Annotated in this window: 19 protein-coding genes; 5 read left to right on the top strand and 14 right to left on the bottom strand. The window is 35.4% G+C overall.

The annotated features are described in order from the left end of the window. Positions 1-40 precede the first annotated feature (40 nt). The 5 genes from EG342_RS08880 to greA all read right to left on the bottom strand — a co-directional run bounded on the left by EG342_RS08880 (position 41) and on the right by greA (position 4,508). Positions 41-262, bottom strand: coding sequence for a signal peptidase (locus EG342_RS08880; RefSeq protein ID WP_103294249.1), 222 nt, complete (start codon positions 260-262; stop codon positions 41-43). 5 nt (positions 263-267) lie between these two features. Beyond that, on the bottom strand, positions 268-2,259 hold the full coding sequence (locus EG342_RS08875) for a T9SS type A sorting domain-containing protein (protein WP_103294250.1): 1,992 nt from the start codon (positions 2,257-2,259) through the stop codon (positions 268-270). Between the two features lie 75 nt (positions 2,260-2,334). Then, positions 2,335-3,522: an ATP-dependent Clp protease ATP-binding subunit ClpX gene (gene clpX, locus EG342_RS08870; RefSeq protein WP_103294251.1), complete on the bottom strand. Its 1,188-nt coding sequence runs from the start codon at positions 3,520-3,522 to the stop codon at positions 2,335-2,337. Positions 3,523-3,588: 66 nt separating this feature from the next. Beyond that, positions 3,589-3,978 carry an HIT family protein gene (locus tag EG342_RS08865; protein ID WP_045492597.1) on the bottom strand — a complete coding sequence of 130 codons (390 nt, stop codon included), beginning with the start codon at positions 3,976-3,978 and terminating at the stop codon, positions 3,589-3,591. Between the two features lie 59 nt (positions 3,979-4,037). Then, complete coding sequence (gene greA, locus EG342_RS08860) at positions 4,038-4,508, bottom strand: transcription elongation factor GreA (protein WP_103294252.1); 471 nt, start codon at positions 4,506-4,508, stop codon at positions 4,038-4,040. 110 nt (positions 4,509-4,618) lie between these two features. Here greA and EG342_RS08855 point away from each other — a divergent pair, with 110 nt between their 5' ends. After that, positions 4,619-5,074 (top strand): Rieske (2Fe-2S) protein, encoded by a 456-nt coding sequence (locus EG342_RS08855; protein ID WP_103294253.1) that lies wholly within the window; start codon positions 4,619-4,621, stop codon positions 5,072-5,074. Positions 5,075-5,117: 43 nt separating this feature from the next. Here the strand turns inward: EG342_RS08855 and EG342_RS08850 are convergent, their stop codons facing one another. Beyond that, entirely contained in the window at positions 5,118-5,951 is an 834-nt protein-coding gene (locus EG342_RS08850) for a GLPGLI family protein (RefSeq protein ID WP_103294254.1), read from the bottom strand. Between the two features lie 361 nt (positions 5,952-6,312). Between EG342_RS08850 and dtd the strand changes: the two genes are divergently transcribed. From dtd to EG342_RS08830, 4 genes are all read left to right on the top strand, one after another. Then, positions 6,313-6,762, top strand: coding sequence for a D-aminoacyl-tRNA deacylase (gene dtd, locus EG342_RS08845; protein ID WP_103294255.1), 450 nt, complete (start codon positions 6,313-6,315; stop codon positions 6,760-6,762). A gap of 7 nt (positions 6,763-6,769) precedes the next feature. Continuing rightward, the gene (locus tag EG342_RS08840) at positions 6,770-7,360 is read left to right on the top strand and encodes a hypothetical protein (RefSeq protein WP_103294256.1); all 591 of its coding nucleotides are present in this window, start codon (positions 6,770-6,772) and stop codon (positions 7,358-7,360) included. A 30-nt stretch (positions 7,361-7,390) separates the two neighbouring features. Then, positions 7,391-8,524, top strand: a complete 1,134-nt coding sequence (locus tag EG342_RS08835) for a serine hydrolase domain-containing protein (RefSeq protein ID WP_103294257.1) — start codon at positions 7,391-7,393, stop codon at positions 8,522-8,524. A 208-nt stretch (positions 8,525-8,732) separates the two neighbouring features. Continuing rightward, positions 8,733-10,385, top strand: coding sequence for a S8 family peptidase (locus tag EG342_RS08830; RefSeq protein ID WP_103294258.1), 1,653 nt, complete (start codon positions 8,733-8,735; stop codon positions 10,383-10,385). 70 nt (positions 10,386-10,455) lie between these two features. On the opposite strand, the gene EG342_RS08825 is transcribed toward EG342_RS08830, so the two are convergent. The 8 genes from EG342_RS08825 to EG342_RS08790 form a co-directional block, all read right to left on the bottom strand. Then, the gene (locus tag EG342_RS08825) at positions 10,456-10,968 is read right to left on the bottom strand and encodes a hypothetical protein (RefSeq protein WP_103294259.1); all 513 of its coding nucleotides are present in this window, start codon (positions 10,966-10,968) and stop codon (positions 10,456-10,458) included. A 57-nt stretch (positions 10,969-11,025) separates the two neighbouring features. Continuing rightward, positions 11,026-11,565, bottom strand: a complete 540-nt coding sequence (locus EG342_RS08820) for a hypothetical protein (protein WP_103294306.1) — start codon at positions 11,563-11,565, stop codon at positions 11,026-11,028. 84 nt (positions 11,566-11,649) lie between these two features. Further along, entirely contained in the window at positions 11,650-12,327 is a 678-nt protein-coding gene (locus EG342_RS08815) for a DUF1361 domain-containing protein (protein WP_103294260.1), read from the bottom strand. A 7-nt stretch (positions 12,328-12,334) separates the two neighbouring features. Beyond that, positions 12,335-13,705, bottom strand: a complete 1,371-nt coding sequence (locus tag EG342_RS08810; RefSeq protein ID WP_103294261.1) for a DUF4153 domain-containing protein — start codon at positions 13,703-13,705, stop codon at positions 12,335-12,337. Positions 13,706-13,831: 126 nt separating this feature from the next. Continuing rightward, entirely contained in the window at positions 13,832-14,317 is a 486-nt protein-coding gene (locus tag EG342_RS08805; protein ID WP_103294262.1) for a Coq4 family protein, read from the bottom strand. Positions 14,318-14,328: 11 nt separating this feature from the next. Beyond that, positions 14,329-14,622 (bottom strand): hypothetical protein, encoded by a 294-nt coding sequence (locus EG342_RS08800; protein WP_103294263.1) that lies wholly within the window; start codon positions 14,620-14,622, stop codon positions 14,329-14,331. Positions 14,623-14,698: 76 nt separating this feature from the next. Beyond that, positions 14,699-14,989, bottom strand: coding sequence for a winged helix-turn-helix domain-containing protein (locus EG342_RS08795; protein ID WP_103294264.1), 291 nt, complete (start codon positions 14,987-14,989; stop codon positions 14,699-14,701). Positions 14,990-15,062: 73 nt separating this feature from the next. After that, positions 15,063-15,680, bottom strand: a complete 618-nt coding sequence (locus EG342_RS08790; RefSeq protein WP_164465163.1) for a hypothetical protein — start codon at positions 15,678-15,680, stop codon at positions 15,063-15,065. Positions 15,681-15,729 lie beyond the last annotated feature (49 nt).

Genomic DNA, 15,729 nt, shown 5'->3' with positions numbered 1-15,729 from the left:
TCTGATTAATCAGAGAGTTTAATATTATTTTAATAAAATTTTATGCTTTTACATTTTTATACTTTTTAGTAAACAACACAATAAATGCGATTGCTACAATAGAAAGTACATATACATACATATCAATTGGTGCTGCCGGGTCTCCCCCACCGGTACCGTGTCCTCCGGTACCACCGCCTCCACCTGGTACAGGTGGCGCCGCTTGTACAAACAACACAGCAAGAAGAAAAAATGCGGATACTAGTTTATTAATAGTCTTCATATTGTTTATTTTAAGATTTTAGTGTTAACAGTTTCTCCCTTATCAGAGACGATTTTTACAACGTAAGAATTTTTAACTGAGCCATCAAGCTCGATTACAAAATCTCTGGATGTATCAACCGCTTTTTTAGAGATTACTAGTTTACCGCTCATATCATAAACTTCAATATCTGCTTTTTTCCAGTTTGGATCAAATCTAACAATATAATTTGTAATTGCCGGATTATAAACCACTGCTGTTCTTGAAGGTTTTGCTTCTTTTTTACCAACAGCTAACGTACCGTTAGGCTCTCCATAGTATAAGTTATATTCCTCGTTAGTTACAGGGATTATATCTCCTTGTTTAGCCTGTTGTACCGATCCGTTTTCAGGTTTATAGTAGAATCCTATTCCAGCAGAAAGTGGATGTGTTCCTGTAGGAATTAGTTCAGCATTTTCTTTTATTTCAAATTTGTAATACTTAATCTTAGTCTGATCATAGTTTACAAGCATTACATTCTTCCCTTGGAAGTTATTTTCATTAGCTTCATTGATATACAACCAATATTTACCAGTATAGTTGTTATCATAACCTCCGTTGATAGCATCTTCTTCAAATGTTCCGATAAGGTTCATTGGAGTTGCTGCTGCCTGTACTGTAGAAGCAATAGAAGTCTGGTGTCCTGAAGTTGCAGTAGAACTCACTACATAGTATGTTCTTGCAATTTCATTTTTATTGGCATCAAGACCAATGACTGCTAATTGTTTTATAGTACCTCTATCCGTAGATTTGTTACCATTACCATGACTCATTTTTGCCGCGTTAACGTTATAATCAACTCCGTTTGCTCTCACAACATCTTTGAATCTTCTCAATGTGTTAAAGTTTAACGTCTGAGCTGTATTATCTCTAAGCTTAATGATAAATGGTTGCATTGGCTTAATAAGAAGCCCTGTATCCCCAACAGGAATACCAGTTGCTGCGTCAAATGTTTGAATCTGAGCACCCGTTGTATACGTTGCAGAAGAACCTCCGGAATTTTGTGTTACTACAGTACCTGAGGTATACTCAATCCCCATTACATTGGTAATGTTGTTACCATCAGTAATTGTTCCGTTCTCAATATATCCGATTTTGGATAAATCAAGGTTGGTTAGGAATGGGTTACCAAACTGGTAGATGTTTTTACCATAAGTACCTGTCCAAGATCCGTTAGGTAAATCAAACTGATCCTGAATATACGTATTGTAATATTCCTGGTAAGAATTTTTAAAGGTACCGTTTGGTCCAAAATTAACATTCCCCGCGTTTTGCAAATTTACAGGAGCTGCAAATTCTGCGTAAGGCCTTCCGTTAAGGGTAAAGACAGAACCTGATACAGGAGTATCTAAATTCAAGTTATTGTTTCTTGAACCTAGCATGTAGTAACCTGAACCGTCGTTTGTCGTCGTTGAAAGGTTAGCGAAATGGTCAGACACAGCACTTGTGTTGTTCCATTTTAAGATCAGGTCATTATTCACAGAGTTAGCGTTGTTTACACTTCTGGTAGTTCCAAAAGTTTTACCAAGCTCAGTAGATAATGAACTAACTGCTTTTCCAAAGAATGGAAGGGCAATTTGTTGGAAGTAGTTACCGTTACCTTGTCTGTTGGTACGATATTCCTTAGTTACGATACCAGTAATTCCGGCTTGGGATAAACCTTGAATATATAACTGGCCGTAAGTAGAAGTCGCAAAGTTGGCAGCATCATTCATTTTTAGAACAATATTTCCACCGTCAGTTTTATCTGCGCCGGCAGTTGTAATTGTTTTAAAAGCGTCTGTAGTTGCTCCTACGACCATCATGTTTCCGTGTAACTCAACAAGACCATTATCTCTTGTTTGTACACCGCCCCCACTATAAACAAGGGTGCCTTCGCTCACATACATATTAGCACCAGTGTCAACATGACATAATATCTGCGCCTGAACAGAATAACTGATTGCTAAGAGACCTATAGCAAATAAACTTTTTCTCATTGTATAAATTATTTGTGTGTTAATACAATCTTCACCCGCAAAGGTATTATTTTTTTCTATAAAAAAAAAATATTTTTATCTATTAATCAAAATATTATCTTCAGTTAAGACAATCTTTTTGTCCTCTCCGATTGAAAACATATAGTCTTCCAGAACTTTTTCAGTAGTTCCTCTTAACCCTCTCGCTCCTAATCCTTTTTCAATGGTTTCTTCTACAATTCTTTCGATTGCTCCGTCCGTAATTGCCAAATCCGTGCCATCCATCTTGAAAAGTTCCACAAATTGATTCACAATTGAATTTTTAGGCTCCTTCATGATTCTTACCAACGTTTCTTTTGTGAGTTTATCGAGGTAAGTAATGATTGGAAATCTTCCTAAAAGTTCGGGAATTAATCCGAAAGAACGAAGATCGACTGCATTAATATTTGTTAATACATACTCGTCTTCATCCGTTTTATTGATTTTTTCTGAGCTGAAACCAATTGCCTGTTTGTTCATTCTTCTTTCGATGATCTCCTTGATCCCGTCAAAAGCTCCTCCAGCAATGAATAATATATTTTGCGTATTTACCTGGATATATTTTTGGTCCGGGTGTTTTCTTCCTCCCTGTGGTGGAACGTTTACGATACTTCCTTCTAATAATTTCAATAATCCCTGCTGTACTCCTTCTCCGGAAACATCTCTTGTAATACTCGGGTTATCTGATTTTCTTGCGATTTTATCAATCTCATCAATAAAGACAATTCCTTTTTCTGCCTTTTCCACATCATAATCGGCAACCATCAATAGTCTGGAAAGAATACTTTCAACATCTTCTCCCACATATCCGGCTTCAGTCAGAATCGTTGCATCTACAATACAGAAAGGAACGTTCAGTTCTCTGGCAATCGTTTTTGCCAGTAACGTTTTCCCGGTTCCCGTCTCTCCTATCATAATGATATTGGACTTCTCAAGTTCTACTTCTCTGTTTTCGTCCTGAGCATGAAGAAGTCTCTTATAGTGATTGTAAACAGCTATCGAAAGCTGTTTTTTAGCCTGATCCTGGCCAATTACATATTGATCAAGAAATTCTTTGATCTGTTTCGGCTTTTTAAGCTCCTCCATACTGTCTGCAGGTGAGTATTCTGTTTTGGAGGCACTGTCTTTAACAATAGTGTGTGCTTGTTCTATACAATTTTCACAAATAAAACCGTTCTGCCCAGAAATCAGCATCTGTACTTCATTTCTTTTTCTACCGCAGAAAGAACACTGGTTTGAATTCATATTATATAATATATGTATACGTTAAAGAAAATCGTAAAAAATTTCTTTTTTACGATTTTCGGTTTTTTAAGAATTAATAATTGAGTTTTGAATCTCTGTATATTCTTCGTTCGTTAATTTTAATCTTTCATTTCTGAAGTTCATGTCTTCCATCTTGTTTAAAGGGATCAGATGGATGTGTGCATGAGGAACTTCAAGTCCTACTACCGCTACTCCTACTCTTACACATGGAATTGCAGTTTTGATCTTCTTGGCAACCTCTTGGGCAAATCCCCAAAGGTTTTTGTATTCTTCACTTTCAAGATCAAAAATCAAATCCACTTCTTTTTTAGGAACTACAAGGGTATGTCCTTTCACCAATGGCATTGCGTCTAAGAATGCTATAAAGTTTTCATCTTCCGCAATTTTGTACGAGGGAATTTCACCGTTGATGATTTTTGTGAATATAGTGCTCATTTTATAATAGAAGTTAGAGGTTAGATGTGAGAAGTTAGAAATGGAAAGTTGTGATCAGACTATAAAGTAATGTCTAATACTTCAAAAGAAAGTTTATTTCCGTTTGGTAGCGTGATTTCCGCAGTTTCTCCTACCACTTTTCCAAGAAGGCCTTTTGCAATAGGTGTATTTACAGAGATCTTCCCTGTTTTAAGGTCACTTTCGTTATCCGGCACCAATGTAAATACCTGCTCTTGTTTAGTCGCATTGTTTTTAAGTTTCACCGTTGTCAGGATAGAAACTTTTGAAGTATCTAATTGGCTTTCGTCTATAATCTTAGAGGTAGAAATAACATCTTTAAGCTTGGAAATTCTCATCTCAAGCATACCTTGAGCCTCTTTAGCCGCATCATATTCTGCATTTTCAGACAAATCTCCTTTGTCTCTTGCTTCAGCGATCTGTTGAGTAATCTTTGGTCTTTCCACAGTTTCCAACTGTTCCAGCTCAGCTTTCATTTTCTCTAGCCCCTCCTTAGTTACGTAGCTTGCCATAATTTTCAAAATTTAGTTTTAGTATAAAAAAATAATCCGACATTTGCCGGACAATGTTTTACGTGTTATAATCGTTTAATTTTTACAAATATATAAAAATTTAAATTCAAATGAAAAAAACTTTCTCAATAATATCCTTTTTTACTTTATTGATTTTCAGTAATTTATCTATAAACTCTTGCGGAAGTAGAGAAGATACCGTAAGCTGCTTTCCGAATAATCCAATCAACGTTACATTAAATTTAAACCTGCCTGCCTACAATAATTTGAACTATAATAATGGCTGGGTTTACATCAATGAACAACAATCCGGAACAAGGGGATTAATCGTTGTCAACACCGGAAATGGATTCAAAGCGTATGACCGTAATGCACCTCATTTATGTCCTGCCAACAACACGACACTTGAAGTAAAGGATGATATCGCCATTATATGTCCTGCAGATAATACCCGATGGATCTTAAGAACCGGGCAGCCGGAATCAGGTTCTAAAACCTCACTTCCTCCTAAAACCTATCCTTATAATTATGATGCGGCAACCAAAACTTTAAGTATTTACTACTAAATATCAATAAAAAACCACAATAAAAGTATTGTGGTTTTTTACTCTAGTTCGGGTATTTAACAGCCTTATCCAGCTCTATAGGATTATTGAATGATCTGATTTTTTCTCTTTCTCTTTTCTCAGCAGGTTTTAATTCATCTTTGCTTAAAATAGTTCCGTCATCAAGCAGCAGTTTCTTTCCTTCGGGAATACTGAGTTTTCCGTTAAAAACATACTTAAACGGATCTTTATATAATTCCAGTTTTAATGTGGATAGCTTTTTATAATTGGTGGGTATTGCGCCTTTCCTAAATTCCTTCACATTATAACTCTCATAATTTTCCGGAATTTTTTCACTTTTAACCAGTTTGAAAATATAATTCTTTTTATCATCATACATTTCCGTAATGAGTCCCGGCAAACCATTGAATTTATATGGTCCATATGATAAAGGGATTTCCGGCGTAAACCAGGCGGTCCAATTTCTTCCTCCAAAATATATTTCTGCTTTTTGAACTTTCAATTCATTAATCATCTTTGTATCATTTGAAATTTTCCAATCAAGATGTACAGGTTCTTCGATTTTATAAAAGTTGACGTCACCGATATATTCATAGTTTTCATATAGAGAACTATTTAATTTTTTGGTTAAAAATGAAGTTAATTTAAATCCCTGAAATCCATGCATTCCTGTCGCAGTAAATATGGAGTCTCTTATGTAATACAACCTGTTGTAGTAGGCAACATCATCTTTGGTAATATCCAGATAATAATTTTCTTTTGTAATCTCCGCGGAGACGGAATCTCTCTTATATTTGAGTTCATAAATGAACCGGTCATTTTGGGCAAATAGCAGACCGTTGAAAATCAGTAATAATAAAGCAATCATCTTCTTCATGGTATTCTTTTTTTAGTTTTTATTTTCTCAACGCTTTACAATCGATCTCTGGAAATTTGGCAAAACCTTTCCTAAAAAAGATTGAACATTACTTCCATCGTCCTTAAGAAAGAAAAGGGTCCATCAATCCTGGATTCATAAATGTGTAAAGACAGGCAATGATATGAATAAAAACAGTATTTTTACGTATAAAATTTTGAAAAGAAATGAAACTTAGAAATTAAGTTTCCATGTAGGATAGCAATAAAATGGTAACATTCTATTTTTAAGCTTAAAAAGAAACAGAATTATAATTTGATTCCAGGATACTTACATTCTTTTAAGAAAAAACACAAATATTGTTGACCATTATTATTTTAAAATGAAGATCGTTGTACAAAGAGTTTCAGAAGCCCATGTAAAAGTAGACGGAAAAATCGTCGGAGAAATCGGAAAAGGCTTACTACTACTGGTAGGTGTTGATGAAAATGATGAAAAAACAGACGTTGACTGGTTGGTACAAAAAGTTTTAAATCTCAGAATTTTTGGAGATGAAGACGACAAACTCAACCTTTCGGTAAAAGATATCTCGGGAGAGATTCTCTGCATCAGCCAATTTACCTTGATTGCAGATTATAAAAAGGGAAACCGACCATCATTTATAAAAGCAGCCAAACCTGATAAAGCAGTTCCTTTATTTGATTATTTTAAAGAGGAAATGGCAAAATCAGGGTTAAAAACAGCAAGTGGAATTTTTGGTGCCGACATGAAAGTTTCTCTTATCAACGACGGACCTGTAACGATTGTGATGGATTCAATCACCAAAAGCTGATGATAAAATGAAGAATACCCACATCACCATACTCTACTCGATCGTCAGTTTAATTTTTCTTACAGAAGTTATTTTAAGTTTTAATCATTATAGCTTTTCCGGCTATTATACTGATAAAATCATCAACTGGATCTGGTTGGCCATGACCCTATTTATGATCATCTGGTTTTGGAAAAAAAAGATCATGAAGGCTTATTTTGTATTCCTGGCCTTTACCATACTTTTGAGCATGCTGCCGATGATGATTCCTTTCTTTGCTTTGGTCAATTATTTTTCTACGCTGGATGATTATCAGCAAATTCAGCTTGATGATACTTACAGAATTGAAAGAACACGTCCGAATGTCTTACATAAACCCCAGATTTCTGTCTACAAAAAAGAAGGAATTATTGAAAAAGGCATTTACCAAACTCCTTATTTGTTTATTGTAGAAAAGGTATTTCAGGATCATTTTACCAACGACATTGAGGGAGAAAACCAACCCATCCAAAAGGCGAGACTTGTAGACGTTAATAAGGACAGTATAGGGATTGAATACGAGATCATGAATAAAAAAACTATTTTTTATCACAAAGAAAAAGAAGCATCAGAATTATAAGAAACATTTAAAACTAAAACCGCAAAAACCATGTTTATTCATTTTTATTTAAAAGCAAAAGCTTCTCTTTTCTTGATTCTTACGACAACATTTATTTGCTACGGACAAAACCGGGAAGAGCTTTTAAAAACAAAACTTGACTCTGCGTTTTCAAAGGTTTTTAATGAAAATGATCCCGGAGGAAGTATTTTGATTCAACAAGGGGATAAGATACTCTATGAAAATTCATTTGGACTTGCCGACCTCAAAACAAAGGAAAAATTTACCAATAAAACAGTATCTAATTTAGGTTCAATCACAAAAACTTTTGTGTCTTATGGAATCCTGATTCTCCGGAATAAGAAAAAGCTTTCCCTTGAAGATCCTCTTCTGAAGTTCTTCCCCGACTTCAAAAACAGAAAAGTTGTTTCCGGCATCACCCTTCGTCATCTTCTAAGCCATACTTCCGGACTTCCGGATATCAGACATGTTGACAAAGACAGTATATTTTATCTGACAGCGAAGGACGAAGAAAATTTTAATCCATTAAAATTAACAGACTCACTGGAATTTGAGCCGGGAACGAAATCGAATTATTCCAATCCTGCTTATAATGGACTTGCTTTAATTATTGAAAAAACAAGCCATACAAAATGGCAGCATTTTATTGCAGAAAATATATTCAAGCCTTCAGGGATGAAAAATACGACTATTACTGACGGTAGTTTTCCGGATAAAGGTGTAGCTCACGGATATGTTCTCAGAAAAAATGCCTACGAAGAATATGATTATGGTGAATCCCCAACTTTTGCGGCTGCCGGAAATGGTGGTGTATGGAGCTCTGTTGAGGACTTGAAAAAATACATTTCGGCTCTTCAACAATGTAAATTTACAGATTGTAAGACTATCGAAGAATCCAAAACCGTCTGGAAACCTTCTAACTGGAAAAGTGAAAAAATGGCCGATCACACCGGAATCTGGTTCGTTCATAACGGGTTCTATTCCGGAATAAAAACGGAAGAAAAGGTAAAAGTTATTGAACATGCCGGAGATCAGGGAGGTTTTAAATCACATCTTATGATCATTCCTGAAAAGCAGATGTCTATTGTTTGGCTCACCAATAACAATGCTTTTATTACCGGACATATCAGAAGGATATTATTACAATTAAAATATATTGAATAAAAAAAATCAACAGCGTTTCCCAACCTATTAGGAGACGCTTTTTTTATTTGAAACTCCCTTTCATTCTACAATTTCTCAGACAGAAATCTCCGTGCTTCCCTTAAGAAAGCACAACTTAAAATAATTTCACAAAAATGTGATTTGTTTTCATTTTATTATTATTTTTGATTCAACATAATCAAATTCACAACCATTTAATAAAATTTATATGAAAACAAAAATTAAACTTTTCTTGTTTATGTCCTGTTTTTCCTTGTCTTTCGGACAAAAACCATCGAACGGAGATCATGATGTAAACGCCAATATTTATGTTTGTTTTTCTAAAGGAATTACTTCAGAAAAAGCAGCATTTACCAAAAATTCTGAACTTGAAAAATTTGCCAGAGGAAACGGAATATCCTTTACTTATGATCTTGGATTTAGTAAAGAAAAAATCTCTGATATGGCCAGAAACAGTAAGGCAAACGGCAATTCAACCGAGTCTGTGGAAAAACTGACAAGAATATTCAAGGCCAATCTTTCTCTTCAGGATGAAAGCTCTACCCAAAAACTGGCTCATGCACTTGAAAGGTTTCCAGAAGTAGAATATGTTTCCATCATGAGTGGTACGCCGGTTGAACCTCCTTTAATTAATATGTTTGTTGCTACTCCGGATTTGGAAAGTGTTCAGACTTACCTGAATGATAACCCGGGAATCAACGCCAAATATGCATGGTCCAGAGGAATTACAGGCCAAAATATCAGGGTCCGTGATGTAGAATATGGTTTTTACAAAACTCATGAAATGCTGGCTAATCAAAACTCTATCCAACTGGAGCCGGGATACAGTCCCAATTCAGGGTTATCGGGAAATAATTACAGAGATCATGGAACAGCTGTGGTAAGTATTCTGGGTTCTGTAAAAGATAATATTGGGCTTACCGGTGCTGCATACAACACCTCTGAAATAAAAGGTTACATGGAATGGACAACGGTTGGATACAACAGAGCTACTGCCGTCAGCAGATCCATTAATGCTTCTCAGGCCGGCGATATTATTTTATATGAAATGCAGACTGGAGGTAAAGACGGGCAATATTGTCCTGCAGAATATGATAAAGTAATCTGGGATATGACAAAAGCAGCTACAGATTCCGGGATTATCATTATTGCCGCGGCAGGTAACGGAAATCAGAATCTTGATGATCCTTTTTATGCTGCATATATGGCAAGAGGAAACAGTGGGGCAATTATTGTAGGCGCAGGCTCTCCTAACACGACTCATTCAAAATTAAGTTTCAGTACCTTCGGAAACAGAGTCGATGTACAGGGTTGGGGAAGCAATGTTTTAGCGGCAGGCTATGGTTCGTATGCTAAATATGATAATGATGACAACAGAACATACAATTACTTCAGCGGAACAAGTTCTGCCACTCCTACGGTGGCTTCTGCAGCAATATTGATTCAATCTTTCTATCGTCAGACTACGGGGCAAAATCTGACACCTACAGCGATGAAAAACCTTTTAATAACTACAGGAATTCCTCAAGGCGGTACAGTTGCCAATCAAAAAATAGGACCTCTTCCCAATGTAAAAAATGCCATCTTACAATTGGAAGGAAAACTGGCAACACCGGTTAAAACTCTCCCTTCGTTAGAAGTAAAAGTGTATCCTAATCCTTCAGGTAGCTACATTAGCCTTCAAAATACTGAAGACAAAAAACTTGATTTTGAAATTATCAATATGCAAGGACGATCTGTCATAAAAAGTACAGTTTCCCCTAATGAAAAGATCAATATTTCTCACCTTCAACCTGGTCAGTACCTCATCAATATTAATGATGGACCGCGAAGAGTGGTTGAAAAATTCATAAAGCTTTAAACAAACTAACAATCAAAAACGTCTTTCAAATTATTGAAAGACGTTTTCTTATAATAAACTTTTATAAAAACTATTTCGCAGGAACACTGCTGAAATTAAGTGCTACTTTAATGTTCATGTCTGAAGTGGTTTGGTTTTTCAGTTCATAAACAGTTCTTACGGTCAATCCTGAACTTTTCACAATCTCATCAAGATATCCTGTATCATTAAGATCCAGATTCAGGCTGGAAGAATTGGTAGATATATTGGAACGAGATGCGATAAGTCTTTCGCCGGTTCCGGATGATGAAACATAAATTTTCACGGACTTGAATGCGCTTAGGTTTCCTCCTGAAGGTGAAGCTACAGAAATTTTTGCATCTGAAATTCTTACATCTTTAATTTTGGCATTATTATTTCCTCCGAACCATGTTTGTACATTGGTAGCAGTAGCGGTAGAGGAAACTTCTTTATCAGCAGGTACACCTGTTGAGATTAAAACACTGGTTGTGTATGGAAACGTATTCTGAACCAGCGATTGTACGGTTCCGCAACTTACAAGTACAGCTGAAGCGGCCATTGCTGTTAGAACGATATTTTTCATAATATTAAATTTAAACTTAAAGATAAGTTTGCAGAAATTATACCAAATTCATTAATCTTATTCAACACTTACGGTAAAGCTTCCTTTCGTATTTCCTGAAGCCATATTACTTTTTCCGATGATCAGCCATACTTCTCCTTTTCCCGGAGTTTCATAGGTAATATCTCTACTGAAAGGTCCGTCATAATCTCCATTAGGAAGTTTTATCTGATTAAAACGGATATTAAAATCTTTTTCTTTGGTTAAAATCTTAGCCTTAATATTAGGCTGATTGTAATTAGTAAGTTTTAATACCAACTCCTGCCCATCTTTTGTAAATTCTTCACCTAAAGTGAAAGGCAATTGGGAGGCATCGGCTGTTCTTATGACCTGTCCTTCTTTTTCACTTCTCATGACTCCTTTTTGCAAAACCTCTTTTGTGGCAGGTGCATTGTTAATAATTGAATCTTTTTTCCTTAAAGCTATCGAATCAGCTTTATACGCAGAATCCGGCATTTCCGAGACAATGGTAGAATCTTTACCCGGTACTTCTGTTACGTTGGCTTCTTTTTTACATGAAATAATAATCAATGGAATTAACAATAAGCTTTTTTTCATAATAAATAATTTATGGATGTTCCAATTCAACATTTAGTTAAGTCTTTTTACATGCTAAAATTGTTCCAATTCTTCATTATTTGCTTACTTTTCAAGTTGTGGTATTGTATCATTATTGTTTCTTATTGATTTAAATGTGAAATACATAAAATTAAGCATGATTCCCATTAAAATGGTTACTCCCCAGGTTTTTGTATACTCCATTGGATATATAAATCGTACAATAATATCATTAAATAATCCGAAAGGGTTATTGAGAATATCCCAACTGTTCCATCTTAAAAATCGTCCAAGGTAAACCCCAAAACTGCTCATAAAAAGGAAAATTATAACTACTCCGGTCACCCATTTGTTGTTCCCGTAATCGGAAAGTAATTTTTCAATATCATTAAGGCTTATAAAACCACAGATCAGCCCCGTCCATGCATAAGAAAGAATAACAATGAGATCATACCAGATGGGTATGGCATTTCTTGCTTTTAAATGAAAAAGATCGGTAAGGATATAGGGTGAATTTGGAAAAAATAAAATCCAGACTGCAATAATTAACAGAATTGATATTTTACTTTTAGTTTTCGAAACTATAATCAGCGAACTTAATAACAACGGTATCCAGGCCAAAAATAAATTCCAGTTCAAAAAGAAAAACACTTTGGTTTCAGTGATGTAATATCTGAAAAGAGAGAGACTGAAACAAAATAAAGTCATCAATCCCAACAATGCATTCATTGTAAATCTTGGGGATTTCAATAATATTTTCATAATCAGGCTATTTAATCGTTTGATAATACATAATTTTTGAAAGGAATGTTTTGGCCTTTTCGTCCTCAATTTTATCATGTATATCGTTTTTAAGCTTCTGGTTATCTTTCTCTTCAGCATATTTCAGAAGATACTTATCACTGAAATTAATAGAATTAAGATGATAGTTTACTACAAAATCCTTACGCTTCATATTTTGAGAAGTAATAATACCGCCCCAGTTGATATAGCTGCACACCAGGATCGTTCCATACATATACCAGGTCATGGTATTAAACATGAATGCATTTCTTTTTTTCTTCTGAATTTTAATAAAAGTTAAAGCAAGTCCAACAAGAGATAAAATCAGGAATGCAAATACCCCCAGTCTTTTGTAGGTAAACCCGTAACTGAGAATGTAATCATAATTTTTTGCGGCTGCCGATACGACAAGAACGCCATTCAGAAAAATCCAGATTTTGGCTAAAACCTTCATCAAACCTGCCTTAGGATCAAAATTAAAACCGGATTTAAAGTAAAACATAATCACCAGGATGGACATAATAATAGACATAATCACTGCATTCACTCTCTCATGAGTTTCTTCCGAAAGCTGAACCGGTGTCTTTGAAACTTCATAGAACTGTTCGTAGTTATAAGTAATGATGAAAAAGACCAGTAAGATATTCAATAAAAGAAAAGAGATTACTCCGCTCATCCTTTCGGCGTCCAGATCCAGAAAGGAGTAAGTGGCTTTTGGAACCCGGGAATCCTTTGAAAAATCGTTATCCAATACATGATTGGTTTTATAGATCAGCTTTTCAACAGCGTAGTTCCAGTAATTAAATGCGATAAAAAATCCCAAAACAAAAAGACAGAATACCTGCCACAAATTAATATCCAGTTCATAGTCTGTAAAAAGTGCTGCGAAATGATTACTCCCGGCTGAATAGATTCCGAAAAAAACAGAAACAAGCACCAAAGGAATTAAGATAAAGGCTAAAGTTTTTTGCCATAATCCGGGAACATTTTTCTTGGGCAGCCATTGATCAAAGCTGAAAAATCTACAAAATGAGGTAAGACAGTTGATCACAAAAACGGGAACAAGGAAAAGGATTTTCATTTTTCTGTTTTTTGATCTGTAGGCAAAAAGAAGCAGAGAGCTTGCCACCGCCAGGAAAGACGGGAAATCTCCGTACCATGCAAAAGCAATTGCCGAGAGCATACTTGTGACGAAAAGGATAAGAAAAGTCCGGGTTCTGTTTCTTTCCGGGGTTCGGAATAAGGTGAGTACCGCATAGGCAATGGCAAGAATTCCAAGGTTAAGGCCTATATCCTGATCATAAAACAGAATAACAAATAAAAAGGCGGTCAATACTATATAATGATGTGTTTTCATGAGATTAAATGATTTAAAAATTAAAAAGAGGAAAGAGAGCCACTTATAAAATGGGGGCTTATTACAGAAGATATCAGGAACGTGCTTTTCCCCTGATTGCTGAATTTTATATTTTTCATCTGACAACTAATGAAGTACAACGGTTTCTTTCTGCTGAATAAAATCCATCACATGTTCAAAATTCTGCCATAGTAATTCTTCGAAGTCCCAGTGATGAAATGCTCTCATGTTCTGACCTTTTTTATATGCTTTGATATAAATTTTCACATATTCAGGCAGAATAATTGTTCCTAAAACGACGGCAGCCAAAAGGTGGGCATTGAGTTTACCATTTCCCAGTAAGAGATACTGCATGGCAATTTCATCTTCAAAATGGGTTCCGCATCCTGTAATCAGATGGTGAACATCGTGATTTTCCATTTTGGGAATCATTGAGAAGCCATGTTTCCTATAAAACTCACCGAGCTTTCTTCCGAGAGAATCTTCCTGAAATTCCAGCAGCTGCTTCTCATTAAACTGCCATTGTCGTTTTTTCTTTTTAAAATATTTTCTGTACAATTTCTGCGTTTTATCATACACCAAAAGCAGAAAGGCAACGCGTATTTTTTTCATAATGTATTTATTTAAAGAAGATTAATTCCTATTATGGCATAAAGAATAGCAATGGGAATATTGATAGCAATGATTCCAACGGCTTTGAGGCAGACATTCAGTTGACGTGTGTTTATGGCACCATAAATCAACAGACCGAAAACGATCAGTACATTGATTACAGTACCAAAGCCAAGCAACACATACCCTCCAAAAGCAAATTCATTGAACCGTGTTATTATAAATCCGAAAAGGCAAATACTTCCCAATAAAAAGCATAATCCGAATATCGATTTGCCTAAGTTTATTATTTCCTGGTCTTTCATAAAATATAATAGTTTTTAAATTTCAAATAACAAAGAACTTTGAATTACAAAGTTAAAAAGCAAAAAAATATAGGACTTACCTTCCCAATAATTTTTCAAGCGCATCCAGATGTTCTGTAAAAGCCTGTCTCCCACTCTGGGTTACACGATAAGATGTTTTGGGCTTCTTTCCCACAAATTCCTTCTTTACTTCAATATACCCGTTTTTTTCCAAAGCGCTGCTGTGGCTGGCCAGGTTACCATCTGTGATTTCGAGCAAGCCTTTCATTTCAGAGAAATCAACCCAGTCGTTGACCATAAGAACGGACATAATCCCCAGTCTTACACGGCTTTCGAATTCTTTATTGAGTTGATTTATTTTTATCATAATGAGGTAATAAATTGCAGATCTTAGGTTGCAGGCTATAGAAGTAGCGACTAAAGAGCTGCAAATTTAGTTTTTATTTATATTTTTTATGCATAATCAGTCCGTAAACAATATGCAAAACGCCGAAACCGACTGACCAGAAGACCAATCCCCATCCTAATACAAATGAGGCTAAAAGACCTAAGACTATTTCACAATATCCCAAATATTTGATATCCGGTAATGTGTATCTTTCGGCACTTACCAAAGCCAACCCATAGAAAATCAAGGTTACCGGAGCAATCCATACGAATAAGTGATGGAAAATAAGAGCTGAACAAAATATTCCACCGGCTGCTAAAGGAATTGCAAAGGTTACTATCAATCGTCTTGTAGTGGCATCCCATATTTTCAGTCCCTTCTTCTTGCTTTTATTCGCAGTAAAAATATATCCGCTCAAAACAGCTATTACTAACACGATAAGTCCCGTCAATACTAATTCCTGTACTAAAGACTTGTCATAAAACAGCCTGCCACCATGAGTATAGTTTACTTTTTCTCTTTCCATGGCATAATAAGCATATCCGGCACCCAACAGGGCAACTACACCGGCAACAACTCCGGATAATCCGCTCAAAGAAATAAATCGGGAAGACCGCTCCATCATGGAACGGATATGGGATAAATCTTCGTGATAGTTTTTTGTCTCCATAAAAAGAACTTTGAATTACAAAGTTATAATTTATTTTTAATCTGCAAAA

Origin of the sequence: Chryseobacterium lactis (assembly GCF_003815875.1) — a bacterium.
GTDB lineage: Bacteria > Bacteroidota > Bacteroidia > Flavobacteriales > Weeksellaceae > Chryseobacterium > Chryseobacterium lactis.
The sequence above is the reverse complement of the archived record's forward strand: the minus strand, read 5'-3'. Positions and strand labels throughout refer to the sequence as shown.